Source organism: Deminuibacter soli (assembly GCF_003412455.1).
Taxonomy (GTDB): domain Bacteria; phylum Bacteroidota; class Bacteroidia; order Chitinophagales; family Chitinophagaceae; genus Deminuibacter; species Deminuibacter soli.
Window position 1 is genome coordinate 26,911 of sequence record NZ_QTJU01000005.1, and the last position, 24,834, is coordinate 51,744.

Genomic DNA, 24,834 nt, shown 5'->3' on the forward strand with positions numbered 1-24,834 from the left:
TTATTGCAGCAACAGGCGCAGGTCAAGCCGGTATAGGTTAATGCCATACGGCGGGCAGGTAAATGGCCGGGATTTGCCGGTGAACAAAGAAGATGGCTCAATGGTTTGATGGCTGAATGGCTGCATTAAACTATCAAACCATGTAACCATCAAGCCATCTTCCCCTTACTCATGCCCCATGGCCACTGCGGGTTCCTGTGCAGGGGCGGCAACGGCGGCTGCTTTTCGGGCGTTGATGAAACGGTTTACGAAATACATACACACTGCACAGGTAACCAATGCCACCATGGTACAGATGCCTACAATATTAAAATGCTGTAACGCACCGTTGGGTAATTCGGTAATAATAGAACCGCCGATAATGGTGGCAATACCACCACCCATTTGCTGTATGGAGGAGTTGATGCTCATAAAAGCACCACGGTCGCTCATGTCGGGTATGCCTGAAATCAATGCCTGTGAAGGAATCATACGGGATGAAATGCTCACAAACGTGATTACGTTAATTACCATCACTATCCACATGGGTGTAATGGTAAGATTGGTAAAAATCGGCATCATGATTAAGCCGAGCGAGGTTCCGAAAAGGAAGGTTTTGTATTTGCCTACCGCATCACTCCATTTACCTACCAATGGGCCAATTGCAAGACCTGCCAGACCGGTTACAAAGAATATCAGCATCAGCTTGTCTTCCGGTATGCCTACATTGTGCACCATGAAGGCTGATGAAAAAGGCATGATCATAAAACCACCGGCAGACATAAACACGGTTGTTAAAAAAGCCAGCTGGTATTTTTTGTTGGAAGCTGTGTGGGCAAGATGCGCAAAGGCATTGCGATCGTGCTGCACGGCAAGGTGACTGGTTACCGGTTTCATCCAGCGGAACAGGATAATGCCTACCACCACGCAAAAGCCAACAATCAGCAGGAACGGGGAATGCCAGCCATAACGGCTTGCGAGAAATAAACCCAGCGGGATACCCGCTACCTGGCTTACAGCAAACGAGGTTTGCACAAAACCCATTACGCGGCCACGCACCTGCAGGCTAAACAAGTCTGCAATAATGGCCATGCTGATAGAACCCATAACACCACCGAACAGGCCGGTAACAATACGTGCCAGCAGCAAAAAGGAATAATTGGGTGCAATGCCGCAGAGAAAGGTGCCTACTACAAAGCCGGTGTAAAAGAAAAGCAGCATTTTCTTGCGGTCGAAACGGTCTGCAAAACCTGCAGCACAAATGCCGGAAATACCGGCGCTGAAAGCATAGGCAGATACGACAAAACTGAATTGGGAAGGCGTAATTTTCATTACGCGCATCAGGTTGGCGCCAAGGGGTGCCATTACCATAAAATCGAGAATAACAGTAAACTGGATAATTGCCAGCATGGCTATCATGAATGCCTGATAGCGGGTAAAAGTTTTTGTGTGATTGGTTGCTGTCATAGTAATCAATTTAAAATAAATGGAGGTTGAATCATTAGCCGGGTAACTCTTCACACAAAAAGCCGCTGCTGTTTACCAGCGCAATAATATCGGCTGCCTGTACCTGTTGCGCAACTACCCGCAAAACCTTGTCGCAATCGTTACGGTCTACCGTCCAGCGGCGGATATTGGGCGCATGGTTAAGGCGGCTGCCTACCATGGCACAGGCAGCATCGCAGCAGATATTGGTTTTGAATACCAGTATTTGTGTTTCCAGCTCCATAAATGAACATTCATTTAGGTGAATGAGTAAAAATTAAGGTTTGATGGCCTTCAGCACCAGCTTCAGTGTGCTTTCCAGCATTTCATCGGTTAACACAAACGGTTCACCAGCCATGTTTTTGCCGAGTTTGTGCATACGCACCAGGTTATACAGCGGCGCAAACACGAGTGACCAGTACATTTCGAACGGCATTTCGGCCAGTTCCTTGTTTTCAATGGCTTTGTGGGCAATGCTTTTCATTACCGTTAAAAACCGCGGGCCGGGTGTTTTAAAGGTTTCGTTGTACAATGGCGTATAGGTGATATGTTCCAGGAAATGCGTGGTTTGCGGGTTTTCGATGGCAAAGCGCGCACGGTTTTTCCACTGTACTTTCAGGGCTGTGGCAAAATCCATGTCTTCGTTCAGCCCTTCTATAATGGCGTTGAAAAAAAGATCGCGCTGCTGCAGGTATAGCTGGATGATCAGGTCGTCCCTGTCTTTAAAATAAATGTAAATGGTAGCAGGCGAAACCCCTGCGGCCCTGGCCAGCTTTTGCATGCTTAAGCCGTCAAAGCCTTCATTCACAATCATTTCCAACGCTTTCTCCTGGATGGTGGTCATTTTATTTTCATCGCGTATTCTCATGGCAGCACAAAAATAAGTGAATGTTCATTCTTTTATAACATCCGGGGGAATATTTTTTTATGGAGCAGGGAGGTTCCCCAGGGGCTTCGGGACTAAGAAACCGATAAAAAAACGTATATTAAAAGAAAAAAATGTCGATGTCAGCACTTGCCATACAGGAAACTGTACCACTCTATTTTGATTTCAAGGATCCGTCGGATCTTGTATTTTTTGTACTGCATATTGCAGAAAACGAGGAGCTGTTGATTATTGAATGCGAACATCCGGCCTTTGTGAAGTATTTTAAATCAACCAGCATTTGCGGGGACAGGGAGTTTACTTCCTTTGTAGAACCCAAGCCCAGCGATCCTTTCCACGAATTTTATGTTGGCATGCGGCGCGCGGTGAAGTGTTTCTTGAAGAAATGCTGAGGGCATCGTGAGTGAGGAAAGCCCCGGGAATCGACAGTCGAGACATCGACACACCGAGATGATTTTTGCGAATTTTGGCTAACACTACTTCCGCTGAGGCGGTTTTGATTAAATAAGCTTGCGGCTCGTAGCCTGAAGCTTGCGGCTGGCTGTATCAACCCTTCCCCCTACCTCCTGGTATTTTCTTTTTAACCTGTTGCTTTTAACTTAAGTGAAAAACGCCTGGCAAAATATGACTGACCTTTGGCATAACTAAAAAATACCAGGTTATGACAGCAACAAATTCATCCAGTATCAACCGCCCAGGCTAGGCTATTGAAACCGCGAAATCCTTACGTACGCTATATTTCACGCGCGCTGCCTTTTCTATTGTATGGGTACTGCTGGTGGCAACAGCAGCTAAAACAAATGCTACGGCTGCAACGATTCTTTTTATCATTTACCCGGTATGGGATGCTATCGCTACTTATTTTGATATAAAGGCGAACCCGCCTGCTGCCAGCAAAACGCCGCAATATGTAAATGCCGCCATCAGCATTATCACGGCTATAGCAGTAAGTATTGCGTTGCAGAAGGGCATTCCACAGGCGCTGCAGGTTTTTGGAACCTGGGCTATTCTGACGGGATTGATTCAATTAATACTGGGACTGCGCCGCCGTAAACAACTGGGCGGTCAATGGCCGATGATCATCAGTGGTGGCCAGTCTATGCTGGCAGGCATTGCTTTTATCGCTATGGCTCATCAGCCCAACCAGGGCATTTCCACGCTTGCAGGTTATGCTGCTTTTGGTGCATTTTACTTTCTGCTGACGGCTTTCCGTTTAAGCAAAACAATTAACGCTGTACCAATTACAGCCTGAGCATGTAAACGATCAACGGTTGATTCTTTTGCGGATGCGGCTGAGCGATGGATTGGTGATGCCGAGATACGACGAGATATGATAAGCCGGAATGCGGTTGACGATATTGGGATGCTCATCAAGCAGCCGGATGAATCTTTCTTCATGGGTAATGAATAACAATTCTTCCGTACGTGTTTGCGAATAGGTAAAAAACAGTTCTGCCAGCAAGCGGCCAAACTTGGCCCAATCCGGGCGCATGTCGTAAAGGCTTGTGAGGTCGCGGTAGGATATGTAGATGATCTCCGAATCTTCCATGGCCTGGATAAAATAATGGCAAATCTTCCGCGTGATAAAGCTGCGGAAGGAAACCAGGAACTGGTTTTCGGAGAAAAAGAAAATGTTCTTTTCCTCCCCTGTTTCGGGGTCTGCATAATATATGCGGAAAATGCCTTTGATCACCAGCCCGAGGTCGTTACACACCACGTACTGCATGTTAAAGAAGTCGCCCTTACTGATTTTGCGGGACTTCCAGGATGGTTTGCTGACAGCTATATCATTTTCACTCAGCCCGGCGAAGCTGGCCAAATGCGTGCTTAGGATTTCGAAATTGTCGCTCATACTTTGTCTGTTTTCACTACCTGGGTTGCTGATGCCTCAATCAGAAATGAATTTAACCATTTCCTGCAGGTCAGCGCAGTTGGTAAGCAAAAATCGACAAGGCTTAATGTTTAAATTTTCACTTAAGTTAAAATAGTGACAGTAGTTCCGGTATGCAGGCAGTCTGGCGGGCAACGGCGTTTGGAAAGGGCTACCTTGCAGCCAACAATTTCTGCGCACGGCGCCATTGTGCATCAGTCATAACGCAGCGAAAGCCGGTGTGGTTTTCACCGGAATCGGGCGAAGTTTTCATGCGTGCAGCAGGGCGATAGCTGGCGCAGTACGAGGCATTACACAAAAATGAACCGCCGCGCACTACGCGCTTGGCTGCATAAGGCTCTTCGGGATCGTACGATTTATCAGGCCCCTGCGGGTTGTGCAAAGCACCTGCTGCTTTTTCGGTTTGATAAGTGTCGGGGCGATACCAGTCTGCACACCATTCCCATACGTTCCCCATCATATCGTACAGGCCATAGCCATTGGGTGCATAAGCAGCAACCGGTGCAGTAAGCACATAGCCATCCTGCTGTGTGTTGGTGGCGGGAAACTGTCCCTGCCAGATATTGGCTTTATCGTGTTGTGTATCGGCGGGCGCATCATCGCCCCAGCTGTATTCTTTACCGGAAAGTCCGCCACGTGCAGCATATTCCCATTGCGCTTCGGTAGGCAGACTTTTGCCGGCCCATTTGGCATAAGCGGCAGCATCGTACCAGCATACCTGTACTACGGGATGGTTGGCTGCGGGTGCAGCGGCACCTGCCCCTTCGGGGTGTTTCCAGCTGGCACCGGGCACATAGCGCCACCACTGGCTGTAATCATGCAGGTCAACCGCCTGTGCGGTTTGGGTAAATACCAGGGCGCCGGGCACCAGTGTGGCTTCATCCGGTTCCGGGGTATTGGGTGGCACCTGTTTTTTCAGTTCTTCCCAGCTGGGCTTTTTCTCTGCTTCGGTAATATAATGGGTAGCTGCTACAAATTGGGTGAAGGCAGCATTGGTTACTTCTGTCTGGTCAATCCAGAAACCATCTACGGTTACCTGGTGCAGCGGCAATTCATCGGGGCGGGCAAATTTGCCTACTCCCCCCATGGTGTACGTACCGCCTGCTACCCAAACCATACCTTTTGGCCAGGGCTTGGCAGGCCAGCGGGCGGTGTCGGCAACAGGTATGGTGTAATCCAGGTTGGAGAGCTGTACAGCAGCAGTTTTGCCGGATTGCAGCATGGCTCCCACTCTCGAATGCGGCGTGCCGCAACTCATGGCAGCACTGTCTTTTTTGGCAGTGGCATTGCCGGATGCAGCTGCTTTATCACGGCAGGAAAAGAAAGCACCGGGCAAACAGGCAAGTGCGAGCAATGGAACAACACGTTGGATTCGCATAAATAATTTCTTGGTCACCAAATTACATCAAAAATACTGCCGCCGGCAGAATCGCATTAAAAGTCTATAAAAATAATAGACTTTACCCGTTATTGAATCAGGTGTTTGTTAAAACCTGCAGCAATGAGCTGTTCATTGGCTTCCCATACATCGCCGGGAATTTCCTGGTATACCTGGAAACCTTTGGCCGGGTATTCTTTGATGCGCTGCAGATCGCCCACCATAATATTGATCACTTTTTCAAGAGGTATATCGGGTGTGGGGTATTCATCAAACGATAACTGCGGTGATGTTACGGTGAGCTGTTTATCGGGCCAGTGTTTTTTAAACGTGGCATAACTCCTGCGTTCCATGTAGGGCTTTTGTACTACAATGAAAGATTGCGGATGCAGGTTGTGCTGCTCCAGCAGCTGCTGTGTAAAAAGGATGTTTTCGCCGGTATTGGCAGACCTGTTTTCGATAAGTATGGCTTCGCGCGGTACACCCATGGCAATGGCAATGGCGGCAAACTTGTCGGCTTCGGTTTCTGTCCAGCTTTGTTTGGTCAGGTTACCCAGCATGCCCGACATAATGAGCAGCGGCGCCCATCCCTGCAGGTATAGTTCGGCACCACGTTCTGCAACACGGGTATCGTGGCTGCCAAGTACAAGAATACAATCTGCTTTTGTAATGGTATGATGCAGGTGATGATAATCCCAAACCTTGCGGGCAAGTGCGGTTATTTCATTTGTCATGCAACAAAAATAAGTGCTTGCACGCATACTTGCTGTTGCACCTTTAACAGCGCCACATCAACGTTGCAACAGTGTAATACCGTGAAAACACCTATTGCATTTGTAACAATAAAGGGTCAACTTGTGGTTCCAAAATAAAACACCATGTCTGTTTTAATTTACCCGGTTTTATCCCTAAGCGCTGTTTACATTGGTAAAAGTCTTTACCGCTGGTATCTTGACGTTAAATCTGTCAACAGCACCATAAAATCGCAAATGCGCCTGCTGAACATGATCGACAGCAAAATAAACATTGACTAGCCGCACCCATACTGCCTTTCTTACCCAATGGAGTACCCCCTGAACGTTTTAACCCTGCCCTTACATCGTGAGCCGTGAGGAAAGCCATCGAGAATCGAGAATCGACACATCGACACTATCTAAGCGGGTGCCAGTTTCGAGAATCGACACTTCGACACATCGACACTATCTAAGCGAATATTTTAGCCATTCAACAATCCAGCCATTTAACTATTCTTCCATCTAACCATTTCTTTCCATTTCCCGTTTGCTCCTGACATACTGTTGTCACTACCGCGTATTTACTTTGCCTGGTAACCAAAACAGATTTCCTATGATTCACTTACCGGCATTGATACAATACCAGTTTGCACTTAACCTGCCCGACCCGGCTGCCATTAAGCGGGTAATACAGGCGGCCGAACTCATTATCCGGCTGTTACAGCATTTCCTGTAAACAGTTGCCGGGGAAAGCTGTTATGTATCATGCTGCACCGCATGGTACAGCAGCTTAAACCAGCCAGTTATGACAAATGCTTCCCCGAGAAACCCGGGTGTTGAATTGTTTTCTTCCATGTGCCTGTGCCTGTTATTGATTTTGCTGCAGGCCTGTAACAACAACCCAAAACAGGCAGCCGCACATACAGACAGTTTGCCCAAACAGGTGCCCAAACACCTCGATACCCTGGTAGCAGGCAGTTTTAACTTTGCCTCGGGCATTGCACTGGACAGCGCAGCCATCGGCCGCTTTTTGCAGGGAAGACCTGCTTTTAAAGAATTTGAGCAATCCTTTTATACGTTTTACCGCGCCAATCATTTCAACTATGCCTGGTACGATAAAAACGGGCTCATAGAAACTGCCAATGTGCTGGTATCGGGCATTATGGACAGTGAGGCAGACGGGGTAAACCCAACCATCCCCTATAAAAATGATTTCCTGCAACTGCTGCAGTACAATGACAGCACAATTGCTGCCAGCCCCAACCGGCCCGACACAGCTACTGAGCTGATGCTTACAGGCGAATATTTCAACTACGCCAAAAACATTTTCTCCGGCAAACTGAATGGCCAGGCACCAGGCATGAACTGGTTTTTACCCAGGAGCAAACTCTCCTATGCACAGCTGCTGGAGAAAAACCTTTCGGACAATACCATTGGCGTAAAAGAAGACAATATTGTAAGCCCACAATATCACGGCCTCAAAAAAGCGTTGGCGCTGTACCGCGACATTGATAAAAACGGGCAGTTCAACAGCAATATTCCCGGTATTAAAAAAACACTGAAGCCGGGCGATATTGATACCGTGGTAAGCCTGGTAAAACAACGTCTTTTTCTTTTGGGCGACCTGCCTTCACCCGACAACAGCAAGCTGTTTGATGTGGCCCTTGGCGCTGCTGCCGCACGTTTTAAAAGCAGGCATGGCATTTCACCGGATTCTACCATTACTACCGCGATGATCACCGCACTGAATGTGCCGGTGAAGCAACGCATAGAGCAACTGATGGCCAATATGGAACGCCTGCGCTGGATACCGGCAGATAGTATTGAAGAGAATTTTATACTGGTGAATATCCCGGCATACACGCTGCACTTTTTTGAGAAAAGCAAAGATGCCTGGAGTTGCAATGTAGTGGTGGGCAACACGGCGAATAAAACCGTTATCTTCAGCGGCAGGCTGCAATATGTGGTATTAAGTCCTTACTGGTATGTACCGCCCGGTATTTTGCGGAAAGAAGTATTGCCCGGTATCAAACGCAACAGCAATTACCTGGCATCGCACCGCATGGAATGGAACGGCGGCAATGTGCGGCAGAAACCAGGTCCATCCAACTCACTTGGACTGGTGAAGTTCATTTTCCCGAACGCCAACAATATTTACCTGCACGATAGTCCTTCAAAGTCATTGTTCAATGAAGACAACCGGGCCTTCAGTCATGGCTGCATACGCGTGGCCAAAGCGCATGACCTGGCATTGCGTTTACTGCGCGATGATCCCAACTGGCCGCCTGACAAAATTGAAAAAGGCATGAACAGCGGCAAGGAACAATGGATTACCCTGAAGAAAAAGATTCCGGTATACATCGGTTATTTTACCGCTTTCATGGACAAGGACGGCGTGCTCAATTTCAGGCAGGATGTGTACAAACGCGACAGCAGGCTGTACAGTATGCTTGCACAGTAAAACGGACAATTTATCTCTCGCGGAAACCGCTGAAGACGCTGCATATTTTAGCGGAGATTGAAACGGAAACGGAATCCGCAGGTGGCAGACCAGTTTAACATCAGCCGCCCGGCTGTGTCGAAACACATTAAAATATTAACGGAATGCGGTTTGATCACCATCAGGCAGCAGGGGCGTGAACGCTTTTGCGTGGCAAAACTGCAAAAGCTGGATGAGGTATCACAATGGGTAGAACAATACCGGCCGTTCTGGACAGCCAGGCTGGATGCCCTGGACGCCTTTTTATCGCAGGCAGCACAACCTGCAGTGAAACGTAAACAATCAAAAAAATAACAGCATGAACAATCAGCCATTTGTAATTGAACGCACGTTCAATGCGCCGGCAGCAAGGGTTTGGAAAGCCCTTACCGACAGGGATGAGATGCAGCAATGGTATTTTAACCTCTCTGCATTTAAACCGGAAGTGGGTTTTACTTTTGAGTTCACCGGGGGCAAAGATGATGTAATCTATGTGCATGTATGCGGGATACTGGAAGTTGTACCTGAACGTAAACTCAGCTATAGCTGGCAGTACAAAGATTATGAAGGCAGATCTGTAGTAACCTTTGAACTGTTCCCTGAAGGTGATGGCACCCGGCTTAAGCTAACACATGAAGGGCTGGAAACTTTTCCGCAGAACAATCCCGATTTTGCCAAAACCAGTTTTGAACAGGGCTGGACGTACATTATCGGCAAATCGCTCAGGGAATATATTGAGCCGGTACACAGCAATTAATTATACCGGCACCAGGTTTGCAGCAAAACCAGCAACCGGGCGACAGATACCATGCTTGCTGCCCGGCTGTTTTCGTTGTATTGTTTTGCAAAACCTTGATATGCACAACTACCATCTCGCCTTTACTGAAACCATTGTGCGGCTGCTGACTGCGGCGGCGCTGGGCAGCGCAGTTGGCTGGGAACGGCAGCGGAAAAACGGACCTGCCGGCCTTAGAACACATATGCTTGTTTGTGTAGGCGCAGCGCTCACCATGCTTGTGTCCATGTTCGGCTTCAGCGATATACTCGGCACACCTTCTGTAGTACTTGACCCATCCCGTATTGCGGCGCAGGTAATCAGCGGCATTGGTTTTCTGGGCGCAGGCACCATTATATTTTTAAGGCCGCAGCTGATCCGTGGCTTAACTACTGCCGCAGGTTTATGGGCTGTAGCGGCTGTTGGGCTGGCTGTTGGCGCAGGATTGTATATTGCTGCCGTAAGCACCACAGTAATCATCCTGCTGATACTAGCCGCCATCAAACCACTCGAGAAACGGCTGTTCGCACAACAACAGCTGCGTAAACTCACCCTGATTATCAATACCAGGCAAACACCGGTTGCAGCTATTGAAAAAATTGTTCAGCAAAACGAACTCGAAGTAATGGAACTGTCTATGCAGGCCACGCAACACGAAAACGAATACCTGGTGAGGCTGGTCTTCGGCAAATCTGCCGGCAGCAAACAATTGCTGAATGCTGCTAAACAATTGCAGCAGCTCGATACAAACCGCAAACCGCCGGAACGAACGGTATAACCTGCTAATTTAACTTTTGTGCTTCGCAAAAGTGCCCATCAGTTCACCGGATGCAACAATATGCCCTTCCATGGCCTGTTCCAATGCTTTCCTTTCAGACCCTGCGGGTATATCCAGCAATTTATTGAGTGCGTACACCCGAAAAAAGTAGCGGTGTGTGCCGGAAGGCGGGCATGGGCCGCCATAGCCTGTTTTACCAAAACCATTGCGACCGCTGATACCCGGGTTGCTGTTTTCACCAACAGCGGTACCGGGTGGTATATTCCACACCAGCCAGTGCACAAACGTGCCGTGGGTGGCATCAGGATCTTCGGCGATAATGGCAATAGAGGCAGCCGTTTCAGGCACGGTACAGATACCAATCGGCGGATTTACGTCTTCTCCTTCACAGGTATACTTTTTGGGAACAGGCTGTCCCGGTTCAAATGCAGCACTTACAATACGCAGAGTGGCTGTAGCAATGGCTTCCATAGAGTTGTCTTTTGTGTGTGAGAAGTTAACCATTTTTTGCCTGAATAGTTCAACCGGAAGCAGGATTATTCCAGCACCTGCAGCGGGATGGCTGCATTGTTCTATTGTTCAATGATTTGCCTACTTATGCAGCAGTGAGGCTTTGTTGTATTCATAATTCATGCGGGCGATGTGCAGCACGGAAATTTGCTGCGGGCACTCCACTTCACAGGCTTCGGTATTGGTGCAATGCCCAAAATGTTCTTTGTGCATTTGTGCCACCATTTTCTGTGTCCTTGCGGCTGTTTCTGTTTGTCCCTGCGGCAGCAAGGCCATATGTGTAATTTTAGCACCGGTAAACAGCGCTGCACTGCTGTTTTTGCAGGTTGCCACGCAGGCACCGCAGCCAATGCAGGCAGCCGCATCAAAAGCAGCTTCTGCGGTTTCATGTGCATAGGGAATGCTGTTGGCTTCGGGTGCCTGGCCGGTACTTACGGATACATAACCACCGGCACCAATGATGCGGTCAAACGCACTGCGGTCAATTTTCAAATCGCATACTACCGGGAAAGCGGCGGCCCTGAAGGGTTCTGCATAAATGGTATCACCATCTTTAAAGCTGCGCATGTACAGCTGGCAGGTAGTGGTATGTTTCAGCGGCCCGTGTGCGCGGCCGTTGATCATCATGCCGCATTGCCCGCAAATGCCTTCCCTGCAATCTGAATCAAACTCAATTACCCGCTCGCCCTGCTTCATCAGCTGTTCATTCAGCAGGTCAAGCATTTCCAGGAACGACATGTCTTCCGGTATATCAGTTAGTGCATAGGTATGCATGGCACCTGTTGACGCGCCCTGCTCCTGCCGCCATATGTGCAATGTGAGCTTCATGGTTCGAATTTTACGGTGTTTATTTGTAGCTGCGTACAGAGAGTTTTACATTCTCAAAAACCAGTTCTTCCTTGTGTAAAACAGGTTCGCCTTTGTTCCATTCCCATACCGATACAAAACAAAAATTTTCATCATCGCGCAGCGCCTCCCCTTCCGGTGTCTGGTGTTCTTCCCTGAAATGCGCACCGCACGATTCTTCGCGTGTTAAGGCATCATGACAAAGCAGTTCACCCATTTCAAAATAATCTGCCACACGGCCTGCTTTTTCCAGTTCTGTATTAATGCGCTCGTTACCGGTTATGCACAGCTCATGATAAAACTGCTCTTTCAATGCCTTTATTTCACGGATCGCTTTTTCCAATCCGGCCCTGTTCCTGGACAAGCCGCAATAGTCGTACAGTATTTTACCCAGTGTTTTGTGAAAATGATCTGCCGGCAGTTGGCCCTTGCTTTGGAGAAACTGTTGCAGCTGCTGACGTACGGCTTTTTCTGCAGCTTCAAATGCAGGATGATCGGTATCTGTTTTACCGCCCTGCAATTCGCCTGCGAGGTAATTGGGTATGGTGTAGGGTGCAATAAAATAACCATCCACACTGGCCTGCAGCAGGGAATTAGCACCCAGCCTGTTGGCACCATGATCGGCAAAATTGGCTTCGCCCAGTGCAAACAAACCGGGTATGGTGGTCATCAGTTCATAATCTACCCACAACCCGCCCATACTGAAATGTGCGGAAGGTGAAATTAGCATGGGTTGCCGGTAGGCGTTGATACCGGTAATGCGCTGGTACATGGTAAACAGGTTGCCGTATTTCTCCGCAATTTTATTTTGTCCCTGTTCGCTGATGGCTTTGGAAAAATCGAGGTACACTGCGTTCTTCATTACGCCGGCACCAAAGCCTGCATCAATACGCTCCTTCGCAGCACGCGAAGCAATATCGCGCGGGGCAAGGTTACCAAAAGAGGGATACCGGCGCTCGAGGTAGTAATCGCGTTCTGCTTCAGGTATGTCATTGGGCGCACGCTCATCGGCCTGTTTGGCCGGCACCCATATGCGGCCATCATTGCGCAATGATTCGGACATCAGCGTTAGCTTGGATTGATGTTCGCCTGACTGTGGCAAAGAGGTGGGATGAAACTGCACCCAGCTGGGTGATGCCATACACGCACCTTTTTTATGCGCCCGCCAGATGGCTGATGCATTGCAGCCCATGGCCAGGGTTGACAGGTAATACATTTTACCATACCCGCCCGTTGCCAGTACCACCACATGCGCCCCATGCCGTTCAATAGCGCCGGTTTGCAGGTCGCGCGTGATAATGCCTTTGGCTTTCCCATCTATCAGCACCAGGTCGAGCATTTCATGACGCGTGAATAACTGCACCTTGCCCGCAGCCTCCTGGCGCATCAGGGCCTGGTAAGCACCCAGCAATAGTTGCTGGCCTGTTTGTCCGCGTGCATAAAACGTACGCGATACCTGTACCCCGCCAAAAGAGCGGTTATTGAGGTAGCCGCCATATTCCCTGGCAAAAGGCACGCCCTGCGCCACAGCCTGGTCAATAAGTTGCTGCGAGCATTCTGCCAGCCGGTATACATTGGCTTCCCTTGCCCTGAAATCGCCGCCTTTAATGGTATCGTAAAACATGCGGTAAATGCTATCACCATCGTTGCGGTAATTTTTACAGGCATTCACCCCACCCTGTGCAGCTACAGAATGTGCCCTGCGCGGTGTATCCTGGAAACAGAAGCTTTTTACCTGGTACCCCATCTCGGCCAGCGAGGCTGCGCACGAAGCACCGGCGAGGCCTGTGCCCACTACAATGATGTCCATCTTTTTCCTGTTGGCAGGGTTTACCAGTTTGGCATGCGCTTTATAACTGGCCCATTTCTCAGCCAGCGGACCGGCAGGGATTTTTGCATCCATACTTCAGCTATTTGTAAAATAAACATAAATAGGAATAATAATAAAGCCACCTGTTATAACTACAGTATATAACCATCCCGACACTTTAACCCAGCGCGTAAATTTGGGATGATACAGGCCCAGCGTTCGTGCTGCACTGAAAAAGCCATGCAGCAGGTGAAACCCCATGGCAAACATGCACACTACATACAACAGCACGTACCACCATTGCGCAAACGCAAACACCACTACGGTATACAAATCAGGCTGGCCGCGGGCATCGAGCGGCAGGTCGGTGAATTTATACCTGTACCAGAAGTCTTTAAAATGAATGACGAGGAAAATCAAAATAATGGTGCCCAGCAGTCCCATGTTACGCGAATACCATTTGCTGGATGCGCCGCGTTTATCGTACACATACCGGGTGCCATTGGCACGCCTGCTTTGCAGGGTGAGCAGCAATGCATACACCGCATGACCAATAATGGAGCAATACAATACCCAGGCAATGACCTTAATGATGATATTGCCGGAGAGCAAACGCGAGTACCAGTTAAACTGCTCTTTTGCATCGGCAGCCGGCAGCAGCAACTGCAGGTTACCCAGCAAATGAATGACCAGGAACACGCAAAGAAACAAACCAGTGGCAGACATCCATAACTTTTGCGGAAGCGTGTTTTGCTGCATAGGTTCTTTTTTACAATAATAAAGGATAATGACTGAACAGGACTGTTCATGTAACGGTTACATCGTTAATCGGTGCGGGTACCAATTTCGAGAACCGAGAATCGACAGTCGTGACTATCGAAGCGAGTATTAAATTGTTGGTATTCTATCGCCGTAGGCAACGTAGACTAAACAGGCTTGCAGCTCGTAGCTTGCAGCTGTTTTCCATCAATCAATGTCGTTTAGTTAACAGCTTCTTTGCGTTCTTTGTGGGTTTTTCTTTGTGGTCTTTGCGGTAAAAAATATCAATCACGCTTAACTGAACAACATTGAATCGTCAATCGTGACTATCGAAGCGAGTGAACAACAAAGCCATTTAACCATTGAACCCGTTACTGTGATAAATCACTGCAGCAGGATGATAAATCACCTTGCATACCGCATCCCCCTGCAGTACGTTTGCATACGCAATCAGTCCGGCACTACTCCATATCCTGAACTTACCGCCATTTTCCAGGAAATACACGTTACAGCAGTATACCAGCTCTCATCATGAAATAACACGCTGTTACCTTTCTTTCACCGCAAGCATACTGATGAAGTATGCACTAAAACATTGTCATATGGATACTAAAAAACTGGATGCTATTGTGGTAAGGCTTGCCAAGGATGCAAACATTACCGACACAAAAGATTTACGCGCCTATGCAGTTGATTACAATGGCAACATTGTAGAAACCGCCACTTTCGACGGGCAGGATGCGGTTATTAAATCTGCCGCACAAACAGATAAAATATACGTGGGTGCTGCGCTGCCCGATAACATACCTGCTGCCAAAGCCAATGAGCAAACACTGGCCAGTGCAGGTGCTTACCAGGCTGTGATGAAATTCACCGACAGGAATGTGATCGGCATAGAGCGCCTGCCGGACAATATTCTTCAATTCCCGCCATTCCGGTTTTGCAATGTTACCGGCCATGTACACAAAAACTTTGTGATCAATGGGGTTAATACCAATCTTCCCGTATGCCATGCAAGGGTACACATCTGCAACGTAGAGAAATTCTTCCTGGTACCCATTTATCTTAAACCACTGCCTGTTATACCGCCGCATTTGCTGGATGACTTAAAAGGCAGGCTGGCGCAGATTAACCAACCCGTACTAAAAATACCACCGCGTCCTGATCCCGGCCCATTGCGCGAAGCGGGTGTGGTGAAACAGAACCTCGCATTGCGTTCTTTGGTTGCCAAACCAGTTGCAAATATCAACGTTTCAAAAGCAACGGCTTTCAGGCAACCTGCAGCAGCAGGCAGGCAAACTGCAGCACAGCAACTGCCTGATACCGTGCTCAGCGAACTGCAGTCTGCAACAGTTGAAACCATTCAGCCGCTGGTATCCAGGTACCACGATATACTGTACCCTTACCTTTGCCTGTGGCCCATCTTCTGGCCCTGGTTTTACCGGCTGGAAGAAGAAGCAGTGGTAGAAACAGATTGCAGCGGCCACTTCTCTGCCTGGTTGTTTTTGCCGCCCAATACCACCGAAAACATTTACGTGTGGGTAGAAGTGAATATCGGCGGCAACTGGGTAACCGTGTACCGCCCGCCTTTCCCTTGTTATACACGCTGGAATTATGCATGCGGCACCGATATCAATGTACAGGTTACCGATTCACGCGTACTGCCCTGTGAATGCAACCCGCTGGAAGGTGAATTTGTATGGATCAGCAATGTGAACAACACTTCGCTGCGCAGCATTGCCATGCACGATACACAGCCCAGTTTATTCAGTGATGCACGCGGACTGGCGAAGGGCATTCTTAGTGATAAGGCCAACCAGTTTATCAGTCCGTTCACCGGTGGCTTCCCTATCCGCGTTGGTTTTGGCGATGCCCTGCCTACAGCCAGCATTACACATTACCGCTGGAAGTACCGCCGCATTGCAGATGGTTTCCTGAACCCGGTAAACGAATCATTCTATTACGATCAGAAACCGGTATCCAAACCCTATATCTACGAACACCTGGTAAATGGCCTGCTGCTGCCCTTTGTAGGCAATTACCAGCTCGACGAGACCAGCAGTGCGGGTGTCATCTACAAAATACCGCCTTCTGAAGCCAGCATTGCCACAGGTGATGCATCGGCCAGGTGGACCACCTATATGACAGATACCATCAGTCTTGCAGCTGCAGATGCCAAACTGGGCGATGGCCTCTTTGAATTTGTGCTGGAACTCTGCGACAACAATGGCGTAACACAAACACCGGGTAATGATGTATTCCTGGTAGACAGCCTGCTGGCTTCGCCACCCAACGCTGCAGCACTGCCTGCACGCAGCATTGATACCGATTACCTGTTTCATGGCGTTAACAATACCAACGCCGCTGACCCTATTACCGGCTTCCGCTTTTTACTGAGAATAGACAACAATGCCAGCGCCTGCCATATTGATGATGCGGTAGTGGAAAACCATGACACCGGCCACACCGGGAGCACTGCTGATACCGAATGCGGCTTTGCCACTTATAAGGATAAAAACACGGCCAGTGTGTTACTGCGCTTTGCAGCAGACCAGCTGCACCGCTATGCAGACTATTCGTTCGTAGTGAGCAAGGGCAATGTGGGTACGGTAGCCAGTTATGCAGACCAGGTGCCGCCGCCTGATAACACCACAACCGTTAACAGCGCAATCATACATTACCAGGAAAGCGCCCCTATTGCCACGCTGCTGGGCACCTGTATACATGCTGCTTTTGCAGAAACCTTATACGTAACCGCCTACCATACCGATGGTAATACACGTTATGTAAACTACGACAGATCAGACGTTGCGGCCTTTGCCGTAGAACCCGAATAGCTGCATCCATTCAATGCCCGCTTCAACAGGCCACCGTTTTGTACGGTGGCCTTTTTTTTGCTGTAACGTACCGCAGGCAACTATACCTGGCTGCACCGGCACCAATTACATTTGCCCGTTTAGATTTTGTTTTGTAATTATGATCCAGCAAAAATTCAACTTATGGCTACACATTCATTTGAAGAACAGGACGATCGGGGCATTGTTACCCGTTTGGTACGACCAGGCATTATCTCTTTTATCATTTGTACGCTGCTGGTTTTAATTGCCAGGGGCTGCGCATTTCACGCAGGTGCGGATACCACGGCTGCTTTTGAACCGGTAAGCGGCGAAGCGCATGAAGCAACTACCGAACACACTGAAGCTGCCGAACCCGAAGCGCCGGCAACCAGCCGCGAAAGCATTAAAGTGCAACTGCCCGGCAATATTGAACTCAATGCCTACAAGGGTGGTATTGAAGACCAGCTGGTTCGTTTTTTAAACGACAACACCGCAGTAGCAGGTAAAGACGTGTGGTTTGATTTCGACAACCTCAACTTCGCTACCAACAGCGCCGTTATCACCAGCGAAAGCAATGAGCAGGTAAAAAACATTGCAGCCATTGTAAAAGCTTATCCGAAACTGAAAATCAAAATAGGCGGCTATACCGACAAAACCGGTGACAGCACTGCCAACCTGAAATTATCACAGCAACGTGCCGATGCTACACTGGCTGCCCTGAAAGCAGAAAACGTATCGCCCGCACAGCTGCTCGGCGCAGAAGGCTATGGCTCGCAGTTTGCGAAAGCTGCTGCCAATGCACCGGACGAAGAAAAGAAAAAAGACCGCCGCATATCCGTAGGCGTGCGCGAAAAATAGCAACATTAATGGTTTGAAAAGAAAACACGGCCAATGCCGTGTTTTCTTTTTTTATGGCTATATGGTTGTATGGATATTCGTTGTGCGAGGAAGCAAATACACAGCAGCTGTAAGCGCCGGGCTTGCTTGTTGCAGCATTGCCTGTTGCCTGCGCATGCACTGTTCAACAAAAAGGCCCTGCGGATGGGTTAAGTGCTGCTGGCATGGTTTTAACGCCGTTTCCTGAAAAAACTATATGGACAGCATCAATCAGCAACAGCCCGAACAAAACCGGGAAAACCTGCAGGGACAGGCGGCAGCAGCCAAACTAAAGGAACTGGGTGAAAAAGCAAAGAGTTGCTTCTTCTGCACACGCATTACCACCGGCGAACCATTTGCAACACGCCCCATGTCTGTACAAAAAGTAGATGACCAGGGTACCTGTTGGTTTTTAAGCGCAACAGACAGTCACAAGAATGCAGAAATTATTACCGATCCTGCTGTACAGCTGTTATTCCAGGGAAGCGCCCATTCCGATTTTTTAACCCTGTACGGCAAGGCAAGTGTTAACCAGGATAAAGAAAAAATAAAAGAGTTATGGGAACCCATATTAAAGACCTGGTTCACCGAAGGCATCGACGATCCGCGCATATCCGTAATACAATTTGTACCCGAAACAGGTTATTACTGGGATACCAAACACGGTGAGTTTGTAGCCTTTGCCAAACAGGTAGCAGGTGCAGTAATGGGTAAAACACTTGATGATTCCATCGAAGGCACATTAACCATCTAAAACTTATTTTCTGTTTTAAGATCCGTCCATAGTCAAGCGCCGTATATCAACCTGACCTGACATCTTACAACAAAAAATAAGAAAATGAAACGCGTAAAATTGTTAGCCATTGTATTCATTGCATCGCTGGTATCCAATGCCGGTATAAGCCAGGGCATTCAATCAGAGAAAACGGTACAGGTAGGCGGAGCGCCTATGTATCCTTCCAAAAACATTGTAGAGAATGCCGTTAACTCAAAAGACCATACTACGCTGGTAGCAGCAGTAAAAGCTGCCGGGCTGGTAGAAACATTGGAGGGCACTGGTCCGTTCACCGTGTTTGCTCCTACCAATGCAGCATTTGACAAATTACCTGCAGGCACAGTAGAAACACTTGTGAAGCCCGAGAACAAAGCCATGCTTACCAGCATACTTACTTACCATGTGGTACCCGGCAGGCTGGATTCAAAAGCACTGGCCTCCCTTATTAAACAAGGTAATGGAAAGGCTGAACTTACTACCGTGCAGGGCAGCAAACTCACTGCTTCCATGAAAGGCAACCACATTGAATTAATGGATGACAAAGGCGGAATGTCAATGGTAACTATCAAAGATGTATACCAGAGCAATGGCGTTATTCATGTAATTGACACTGTGGTTATGCCGTAAGCAACCACCTGTTATGTTACCGAAGGGTGCCGGTTACCGGCGCCCTTTTCTGTTTAGCCGTTTATGTTTACCAGGGAAACTTCAGGTTGTAGCGCTTTCTCAGGTCTTTGAATGCCTTGCTGTCAGGATCGTAGATGTCTTTACGGCCGCTGAGCCAGCTGTTTACTTCTTCAAAATTATCTACGTTAATCAGGCGTTCATTCGCAAATACCGCCAGCATATTGTCACGCACATAATAAATATTTTTACCATTGTTGCTGAAGCCATAACAATCGTTCGGTGTTAACACAAAGGTTGCCTTTTTCTTCAGGCTGTCGCTCAGCAGATATAAATACTGGAAACCACTCCTGGCATCCTTGTTGGCCATCACCAGCACATCGCCCCCGGTATCATTGTAACGCATGCTTTCTATGCCATACAAACTGGTAAAGGTGTTGATTTTCTGACCGGAAAAGTTCCTGCACACAACAGCAGAATCATTCCCAGTTCCTGCCACAGTAATCACCGGCTGTGTCACCAGCAGCTGTTTCTTCAGGTTAAACCCTCTGATTGCTTCGTCGTAAATGGTTTGCTGGTAAAACGCACCATCATGGTAGCTGCCCGCCACAATGGTATCGTTGTAGCCGCGTATCAATACGGTTTGTCCGCCCGGCACATCAGCTGCGTACGCGTAAAATATACCGGCATGAAAAGGCATGGTCACCTGCGGCAGCAAATCGCGCGTTAAAAATACCAGGGTATCGGTGTTTGCATAAATGATGGTATCTGATTGGGAGAAATCGGCAAACCCCGACCCGTTAAACGAAACCTCAGGCTTGCCTGATTCGCTAAACAGCCCCACGTTGATTCTACCGTTTTTGGTATTGGCAATAATCAGCTCTTTGTAGCGCTTCGATAAACTGATGGAGCTGTATGAGCTGGTATCCAGCAGCACAGTTTTTTTGTCTGGTCCCAGCAACCGCACACGCCGGTCTTCCCGCCAGCCATTGCGGTTGTATTGCCGGTAGGGAATCACCAGGTTGCCGGATGCTGTATAACGTATGCGGTATGAATCATAATCTGTCCAGTCGTTCCTGCTCAGGAATTCTTTTACGTACAGGCAACTCAGCCTGTTGCTATGTTTGCCATCGTTTAAAGCAATGGTATCGGTATGGCGGGTATCACAATTGTATAATATAAGTTTGGCAGACAGCCCCAGCCCCGATGAATCATTCAGCGCCAGTACAGCGGTATGCCCGTGATTGATGAAATAGGCATAGTCGATTTTCTTAAATGTTTTTACGACTGTTTTTTGTTTCGTGTTAAACACAGAAAAATCAGCAGATCCCTGCCCGTTGTTCAGCGAATCGTTCCTGATTACTACAAAACCGGCATCGCCCGAGATATCTGCTTCGTAAGCAGGCAGCAGTTTTGCAGCTGCATTCAGCTGTGCCTGGTAAATGCCAAACGATGCCTGTACAGCTGGTGTGGCAAAGAGGTCAACGATCTTCTTTTCAATTTTATCCCGGCGTTCCTTGTCGTATCCTTTGTAGTCATACACATACCTGGCCAGCCGAACGGCATCCAGCTTGTTGGAGATGGTATCGATGCTGGATATAAAATCAATGGCGTAATAGGAATTGGCTACACGAAACGCCCAGATAACACCTGCAATCAGCAGGCCGATGATGAGCAGGGAAGCCTTTACCAGGTTGCTGCTCAGCTGCATTTTACGGCTACGCAGAAAGTCGTCATATTCCTGCTTTTGCCCGGCTACCTTGCTGCTTGCAAAGAAGGCTTTTTCTTCCGGCTTTAAATCCAGCCCGTCTACATATTTCTCCCAGTTTTTTACCGACTGGTAGGGTATTGTTTCCCTGCTTTTGGTGTAATTGGCGATCTGGAATTTTATGCCGGTGAGCTTTTTGATCTTCGCATCTCGTTGCTGGTAAATTAAACGCGCCAGCACATCGTGCGCCAGCTCAAAGGTGTCGCCGCTATTGCGCAATATCTGGCTGGAAGCAAAATAATCCAGCGTATCTTTTAACAGCTGCGGATCTGTTTCACGCAGGAACTTAGCTGATTTCTTCCTGAACTTGTAAAAGCCCTCTTCCACGGTAAAGGCAGCAGGGTTCTTGGTACCCTGGTCGTTTACAAAAGAATCCAGGAAGCTGCTGATAAACGCACCAGCCGCTATGTCGGGATGCGTTTTTTTCAACTCTTCTTCCAGCCTGCCTTTGCGATCGAGCAGGAACCGCTGCAGCACATCTTTGATTTCGCCAAACTCTTTGATCTCGTCTCCTGTAAACTCCAGCGGCACGTATTCTTCTGTTCCCTGATAGCCCTGGTCATAGGTTCTCTCGTAGTCTATTTTCCAAAGCTGGTCCAGGTACACCTGCAGGTAAGGCAACAGCACCTCTCCTTTTTTCGACAGGGCACGCACCATCTGTGCTGTATTTTCTTCAGGGTTTTCAAGTGTGATGTTAAACTTGTCGCAGGACTTAACAATGACAGATTGTATCTCTTTCGGCCGCATCGGCTCTATGCGCAGCCGCCTGTCTGATATGCCGGGAATGTCTTTCTCAAAGCTATCCAGCCAGGCAAAGTATTCTTCACGCATCACGATGATGAAGTGGCAATCGATCTCGCTGTTTAAATCGAGCAGTGCCTGTACGGTTTTGATAAACACCGATTTCTCTTCGGGCGTAGCGAGGATCAGGAATTCCTCGAACTGGTCGAATATGATGTAGATGGGGCGCAGTGAAATGCGGGTGATCTGTTTCATGCGCTCAACGATACGCGTTACCTGTTGCTTTACTTTTACGGCAAGATCCATTACTTCTTCCCGTTCCGGCGCCGGCTGCACCTCGCCCGGCGTTGGGGCCGGGGCAGGCATGGTCTGGTGCCCGTTGCTGCGCGTAGCGGCATTGGCATAGCTGTTCAGGCATTTCTCCAGCGATGCGTTGATGTCATCACGCCTGCGGATGAAAAACGGCAGCCAGTCGGTTACGTCAAACTCGTTAGCCAGCCCGCACTGTATAATACTTGTTTTACCGGTGCCTGACTGGCCGTACAACAACACAATCCTGTTCTTGCTCACAAAATCGTACAGCAGGTCAACTTCCTTGTCACGACCGAAGAAGAACTCGCGCTCGTTTTTGTCGAAGGGGTCCAGTACTTTAAACGGACTTTTCCTGGTAGTCTGCTTCACGCGATAAATTTTTTGAATGCAACGAATTGCATCCGGATGGAGTTAAACCGGTCCTCTTCACTTTCTATGTTGGGTATTACAAACGATTCCTTGGCATTGGTGGGGTCTTTTACGCGTTTGAAATAGATATCCTCATTCACTTCGCCCTTGTAAAACATGATATATGGTAAATCAGTACGTTCAATGAATGAGTTGCGGTCAATCACAAACGGCGTAAGGTTCAGGTAATCCTTTACCGTTACCTTGTATTTTTTACGGGCAGCATCAATGGTGGTCACATCGCATTTGAGCAGTATAACGCCCCAATTATCGAGGAAGGAATTAATGTAGTAGTAATTCCATTCATCTTTACCAATGGCCTGCATGCAGCGCACAATACGGTGTACATACTCTGCCTTGTCCCGGTTAATATGGCGCAGCTTTAAAATATCGATCTGCTGCACACTGGTTAAGTGATACCGGTGTATAAAACCCAGCGGCTTCACAAACACACACAATTGCCGTTCAGCCTCGTTACAGAATGCGGCCATACGGTCTTCATTCACCACTTTCTTCGCAGTTCTTACGCGCAGGTGATAGAGGTAATCGCAGGCATTTTTAAAGTCCTGGTCAAACTCAAACAGGTCTTTCAATATATCCTGTTCATCAATAAACTGGCGGATGCGTGCATTGGGTAAATCTACGTTGCGCAGGTATTCCCTGATGGTTTGTATCAGCGGTATGTAGTTGTAGGTTTCCCTGTCAATTTTGTCGGGGTTAAGGTAGGTACGCAATGCAGTTTTCAATTCATCACTCAGTACAAAGTCCTGGTCGAACTTAATGTACAGTTCCCATATCTGCGCAATCATAATAATGCCGAGAAACTCCGTGGTGGTCTGAAACAGCTGTGCAATCTGCTTCAGCCGTTTAAAACCCATTACATCATAACCGCTGCCTTCGGTTTCGGTGATGGGGCAAATGAGCTTTTGCAGGTGTATGCCAATCGGGAACGGGATGCTGTTAACAATGGCAATCTGTTTGTCATTGTCCTGTACCGGTATATTATTTTGCTCGCGTTCAAAGTAATCGATGATACGCGGGTTGCCTGCCGCCTGGAACGATTCAAACAGCGTTTTGATGAGTTCATTGTTGGGCTTGGGATAAATGGCATAGGCAGGCTTAACAGGAATGGGATTGATGGAAACAGCATCATCGTTCAGCGCATCCAGCCGCCACAGCGGCGCATCGGGATTGTGTGCAGGTTCGCTGTAATCTGTTACCAGGTGCCTGAATCCCTGTTCGCCCGGGAGGACTTGCTGCGTAAGCGGTGCTGCGGCACGCAGGGCTTCCTTACAGGCATCTTCAATGGTTTCATCGTTTTTCACCAGCTGCTCCCAGAAGCTCACGGAAAAGTTCCTGGCGCTCACGTCTTCCACCGGGGCACTGGTGGCAATAACGGCAGGCACCCCAGCATCCAGCAGCAGTTTTGTTTGTGCATACGTAGCGCAGCCGTTTAATACCACCAGCTTCAGTTCGTTTTCTGCACATACTTTCAGCTGTGCAGCCATTCCCGGTGCATACAAAAACTGTTCGTTCATCTGCAACTGGTTACTGCCTGCATGCCCGCTGAAGTGAAAGATGATGAGATCACGCTCGTACCTGCGCAGCAGGCCGGCAGTGCGTTCCGGTGTGGCAAATGCTTCCAGGTGCACGATATAATCACCGGCAATATAACGTTCACTCAGTATGTCGTTGAGTTCATTGGCTTCTGCCGTAAGGTTGGGCAACGGGTTCTGGTAACTGTTGGCAAATGCCAGTAATATCACTTTCATAAGTTCATTTTAAGAAGCAATAAAAAAGGGAATCGCAATGCTGACTACAACCCGGTTTGCATAGATTTCACAACACAACTGGCTTTACCGCCGTAACACAGCGAAAGACAGCAGTAAAACAATAGTTGTTTAAGAAAACAGGTATATATAACGGAGAAGAATGTCCTTTTCGTGGTTAATCATACAAGCAATACAGCAATAACCTGGCACCAGGCACTTACCCGGCTTCCATTTTCCGACACCAGCGAACTTGTGAAAAGTATTCATGTATAACCAGTTTTAGTTTTGGCAATGCATAAAGCCCATTCGTACATACAATAAACAACAATTATCCAAAACTGGCGGGAGTGTTATACTGACAATACAATATACCGTTTTTATCTGACACTTGCAATAGGCCGCCTATAAAAC

25 protein-coding genes are annotated in these 24,834 nt (G+C 48.3%); 11 read left to right on the plus strand and 14 right to left on the minus strand.

Going from position 1 to position 24,834, the window contains the following annotated elements:
* Genes DXN05_RS24705 through DXN05_RS14495 form a run of 4 tightly spaced genes read right to left on the minus strand, consistent with a single transcriptional unit; the run spans position 1 to position 2,332 of the window.
* Positions 1-150, minus strand: a complete 150-nt coding sequence (locus DXN05_RS24705) for a hypothetical protein (protein WP_158559259.1) — start codon at positions 148-150, stop codon at positions 1-3.
* Between the two features lie 15 nt (positions 151-165).
* Complete coding sequence (locus DXN05_RS14485) at positions 166-1,446, minus strand: MFS transporter (protein ID WP_116847998.1); 1,281 nt, start codon at positions 1,444-1,446, stop codon at positions 166-168.
* A gap of 34 nt (positions 1,447-1,480) precedes the next feature.
* Positions 1,481-1,708, minus strand: a complete 228-nt coding sequence (locus tag DXN05_RS14490; RefSeq protein WP_116847999.1) for a hypothetical protein — start codon at positions 1,706-1,708, stop codon at positions 1,481-1,483.
* Positions 1,709-1,741: 33 nt separating this feature from the next.
* Positions 1,742-2,332: a TetR/AcrR family transcriptional regulator gene (locus DXN05_RS14495; RefSeq protein WP_116848000.1), complete on the minus strand. Its 591-nt coding sequence runs from the start codon at positions 2,330-2,332 to the stop codon at positions 1,742-1,744.
* A gap of 796 nt (positions 2,333-3,128) precedes the next feature.
* Here DXN05_RS14495 and DXN05_RS14505 point away from each other — a divergent pair.
* The gene (locus DXN05_RS14505; protein WP_245975216.1) at positions 3,129-3,602 is read left to right on the plus strand and encodes a DUF308 domain-containing protein; all 474 of its coding nucleotides are present in this window, start codon (positions 3,129-3,131) and stop codon (positions 3,600-3,602) included.
* Between the two features lie 12 nt (positions 3,603-3,614).
* Here the strand turns inward: DXN05_RS14505 and DXN05_RS14510 are convergent, their stop codons facing one another.
* The 3 genes from DXN05_RS14510 to DXN05_RS14520 form a co-directional block, all read right to left on the minus strand.
* Positions 3,615-4,202 carry a Crp/Fnr family transcriptional regulator gene (locus DXN05_RS14510; protein ID WP_116848003.1) on the minus strand — a complete coding sequence of 196 codons (588 nt, stop codon included), beginning with the start codon at positions 4,200-4,202 and terminating at the stop codon, positions 3,615-3,617.
* 190 nt (positions 4,203-4,392) lie between these two features.
* Entirely contained in the window at positions 4,393-5,619 is a 1,227-nt protein-coding gene (locus tag DXN05_RS14515) for a formylglycine-generating enzyme family protein (RefSeq protein ID WP_245975217.1), read from the minus strand.
* Between the two features lie 89 nt (positions 5,620-5,708).
* Positions 5,709-6,353, minus strand: coding sequence for a YdcF family protein (locus DXN05_RS14520; RefSeq protein WP_116848004.1), 645 nt, complete (start codon positions 6,351-6,353; stop codon positions 5,709-5,711).
* Positions 6,354-6,497: 144 nt separating this feature from the next.
* Between DXN05_RS14520 and DXN05_RS24710 the strand changes: the two genes are divergently transcribed.
* From DXN05_RS24710 to DXN05_RS14540, 6 genes are all read left to right on the plus strand, one after another.
* Positions 6,498-6,653: a hypothetical protein gene (locus tag DXN05_RS24710; protein WP_158559260.1), complete on the plus strand. Its 156-nt coding sequence runs from the start codon at positions 6,498-6,500 to the stop codon at positions 6,651-6,653.
* 313 nt (positions 6,654-6,966) lie between these two features.
* Positions 6,967-7,089, plus strand: a complete 123-nt coding sequence (locus DXN05_RS25145; RefSeq protein ID WP_262511504.1) for a hypothetical protein — start codon at positions 6,967-6,969, stop codon at positions 7,087-7,089.
* A gap of 69 nt (positions 7,090-7,158) precedes the next feature.
* The gene (locus DXN05_RS14525) at positions 7,159-8,814 is read left to right on the plus strand and encodes a L,D-transpeptidase family protein (protein ID WP_116848005.1); all 1,656 of its coding nucleotides are present in this window, start codon (positions 7,159-7,161) and stop codon (positions 8,812-8,814) included.
* Positions 8,815-8,871: 57 nt separating this feature from the next.
* On the plus strand, positions 8,872-9,147 hold the full coding sequence (locus DXN05_RS14530; RefSeq protein ID WP_116848006.1) for an ArsR/SmtB family transcription factor: 276 nt from the start codon (positions 8,872-8,874) through the stop codon (positions 9,145-9,147).
* A gap of 4 nt (positions 9,148-9,151) precedes the next feature.
* Positions 9,152-9,589 carry an SRPBCC family protein gene (locus DXN05_RS14535; protein WP_116848007.1) on the plus strand — a complete coding sequence of 146 codons (438 nt, stop codon included), beginning with the start codon at positions 9,152-9,154 and terminating at the stop codon, positions 9,587-9,589.
* A gap of 100 nt (positions 9,590-9,689) precedes the next feature.
* A complete protein-coding gene (locus tag DXN05_RS14540) occupies positions 9,690-10,385 on the plus strand; it encodes an MgtC/SapB family protein (protein ID WP_116848008.1) in 696 nt (231 codons plus the stop codon).
* Positions 10,386-10,394: 9 nt separating this feature from the next.
* Here DXN05_RS14540 and DXN05_RS14545 read toward each other — a convergent pair whose 3' ends face one another.
* The 5 genes from DXN05_RS14545 to DXN05_RS24715 form a co-directional block, all read right to left on the minus strand.
* Positions 10,395-10,889: a YbhB/YbcL family Raf kinase inhibitor-like protein gene (locus DXN05_RS14545; RefSeq protein WP_245975218.1), complete on the minus strand. Its 495-nt coding sequence runs from the start codon at positions 10,887-10,889 to the stop codon at positions 10,395-10,397.
* Positions 10,890-10,976: 87 nt separating this feature from the next.
* On the minus strand, positions 10,977-11,723 hold the full coding sequence (locus DXN05_RS14550; protein ID WP_116848010.1) for a succinate dehydrogenase/fumarate reductase iron-sulfur subunit: 747 nt from the start codon (positions 11,721-11,723) through the stop codon (positions 10,977-10,979).
* Between the two features lie 19 nt (positions 11,724-11,742).
* Positions 11,743-13,644 carry a fumarate reductase/succinate dehydrogenase flavoprotein subunit gene (locus DXN05_RS14555; protein WP_116848011.1) on the minus strand — a complete coding sequence of 634 codons (1,902 nt, stop codon included), beginning with the start codon at positions 13,642-13,644 and terminating at the stop codon, positions 11,743-11,745.
* 3 nt (positions 13,645-13,647) lie between these two features.
* The gene (locus DXN05_RS14560; protein WP_211330059.1) at positions 13,648-14,310 is read right to left on the minus strand and encodes a succinate dehydrogenase cytochrome b subunit; all 663 of its coding nucleotides are present in this window, start codon (positions 14,308-14,310) and stop codon (positions 13,648-13,650) included.
* A gap of 355 nt (positions 14,311-14,665) precedes the next feature.
* Positions 14,666-14,815 carry a hypothetical protein gene (locus DXN05_RS24715; protein WP_158559261.1) on the minus strand — a complete coding sequence of 50 codons (150 nt, stop codon included), beginning with the start codon at positions 14,813-14,815 and terminating at the stop codon, positions 14,666-14,668.
* Between the two features lie 97 nt (positions 14,816-14,912).
* Between DXN05_RS24715 and DXN05_RS14565 the strand changes: the two genes are divergently transcribed.
* The 4 genes from DXN05_RS14565 (at position 14,913) to DXN05_RS14580 (ending at position 19,425) form a co-directional block, all read left to right on the plus strand.
* Entirely contained in the window at positions 14,913-17,147 is a 2,235-nt protein-coding gene (locus DXN05_RS14565) for a hypothetical protein (protein WP_116848012.1), read from the plus strand.
* A 162-nt stretch (positions 17,148-17,309) separates the two neighbouring features.
* On the plus strand, positions 17,310-18,005 hold the full coding sequence (locus DXN05_RS14570; RefSeq protein WP_116848013.1) for an OmpA family protein: 696 nt from the start codon (positions 17,310-17,312) through the stop codon (positions 18,003-18,005).
* Positions 18,006-18,240: 235 nt separating this feature from the next.
* Entirely contained in the window at positions 18,241-18,777 is a 537-nt protein-coding gene (locus tag DXN05_RS14575) for a pyridoxamine 5'-phosphate oxidase family protein (RefSeq protein WP_116848014.1), read from the plus strand.
* 84 nt (positions 18,778-18,861) lie between these two features.
* Positions 18,862-19,425 (plus strand): fasciclin domain-containing protein, encoded by a 564-nt coding sequence (locus DXN05_RS14580; RefSeq protein WP_116848015.1) that lies wholly within the window; start codon positions 18,862-18,864, stop codon positions 19,423-19,425.
* 67 nt (positions 19,426-19,492) lie between these two features.
* On the opposite strand, the gene DXN05_RS14585 is transcribed toward DXN05_RS14580, so the two are convergent.
* Positions 19,493-22,612, minus strand: a complete 3,120-nt coding sequence (locus DXN05_RS14585) for an ATP-binding protein (RefSeq protein ID WP_116848016.1) — start codon at positions 22,610-22,612, stop codon at positions 19,493-19,495.
* Positions 22,609-24,423 (minus strand): CHAT domain-containing protein, encoded by a 1,815-nt coding sequence (locus DXN05_RS14590; protein ID WP_116848017.1) that lies wholly within the window; start codon positions 24,421-24,423, stop codon positions 22,609-22,611. Before DXN05_RS14590 ends, DXN05_RS14585 begins: the two co-directional genes overlap by 4 nt.
* Between the last annotated feature and the right edge of the window lie 411 nt (positions 24,424-24,834).

Coding starts and splice junctions, on each gene's coding strand:
- DXN05_RS14490 (WP_116847999.1), bottom strand. CDS start 1,708: ATGGAGCTGGAAACACAAATACTGGTATTCAAAACCAATATCTGCTGC.
- DXN05_RS14520 (WP_116848004.1), bottom strand. CDS start 6,353: ATGACAAATGAAATAACCGCACTTGCCCGCAAGGTTTGGGATTATCAT.
- DXN05_RS14565 (WP_116848012.1), top strand. CDS start 14,913: ATGGATACTAAAAAACTGGATGCTATTGTGGTAAGGCTTGCCAAGGAT.
- DXN05_RS14550 (WP_116848010.1), bottom strand. CDS start 11,723: ATGAAGCTCACATTGCACATATGGCGGCAGGAGCAGGGCGCGTCAACA.
- DXN05_RS14590 (WP_116848017.1), bottom strand. CDS start 24,423: ATGAAAGTGATATTACTGGCATTTGCCAACAGTTACCAGAACCCGTTG.
- DXN05_RS14495 (WP_116848000.1), bottom strand. CDS start 2,332: ATGAGAATACGCGATGAAAATAAAATGACCACCATCCAGGAGAAAGCG.
- DXN05_RS14485 (WP_116847998.1), bottom strand. CDS start 1,446: ATGACAGCAACCAATCACACAAAAACTTTTACCCGCTATCAGGCATTC.
- DXN05_RS14555 (WP_116848011.1), bottom strand. CDS start 13,644: ATGGATGCAAAAATCCCTGCCGGTCCGCTGGCTGAGAAATGGGCCAGT.
- DXN05_RS14575 (WP_116848014.1), top strand. CDS start 18,241: ATGGACAGCATCAATCAGCAACAGCCCGAACAAAACCGGGAAAACCTG.
- DXN05_RS14525 (WP_116848005.1), top strand. CDS start 7,159: ATGACAAATGCTTCCCCGAGAAACCCGGGTGTTGAATTGTTTTCTTCC.
- DXN05_RS14535 (WP_116848007.1), top strand. CDS start 9,152: ATGAACAATCAGCCATTTGTAATTGAACGCACGTTCAATGCGCCGGCA.
- DXN05_RS14560 (WP_211330059.1), bottom strand. CDS start 14,310: ATGCAGCAAAACACGCTTCCGCAAAAGTTATGGATGTCTGCCACTGGT.
- DXN05_RS14545 (WP_245975218.1), bottom strand. CDS start 10,889: ATGGTTAACTTCTCACACACAAAAGACAACTCTATGGAAGCCATTGCT.
- DXN05_RS25145 (WP_262511504.1), top strand. CDS start 6,967: ATGATTCACTTACCGGCATTGATACAATACCAGTTTGCACTTAACCTG.
- DXN05_RS14540 (WP_116848008.1), top strand. CDS start 9,690: ATGCACAACTACCATCTCGCCTTTACTGAAACCATTGTGCGGCTGCTG.
- DXN05_RS24705 (WP_158559259.1), bottom strand. CDS start 150: ATGGTTACATGGTTTGATAGTTTAATGCAGCCATTCAGCCATCAAACC.
- DXN05_RS14515 (WP_245975217.1), bottom strand. CDS start 5,619: ATGCGAATCCAACGTGTTGTTCCATTGCTCGCACTTGCCTGTTTGCCC.
- DXN05_RS14580 (WP_116848015.1), top strand. CDS start 18,862: ATGAAACGCGTAAAATTGTTAGCCATTGTATTCATTGCATCGCTGGTA.
- DXN05_RS24710 (WP_158559260.1), top strand. CDS start 6,498: ATGTCTGTTTTAATTTACCCGGTTTTATCCCTAAGCGCTGTTTACATT.
- DXN05_RS14570 (WP_116848013.1), top strand. CDS start 17,310: ATGGCTACACATTCATTTGAAGAACAGGACGATCGGGGCATTGTTACC.
- DXN05_RS14510 (WP_116848003.1), bottom strand. CDS start 4,202: ATGAGCGACAATTTCGAAATCCTAAGCACGCATTTGGCCAGCTTCGCC.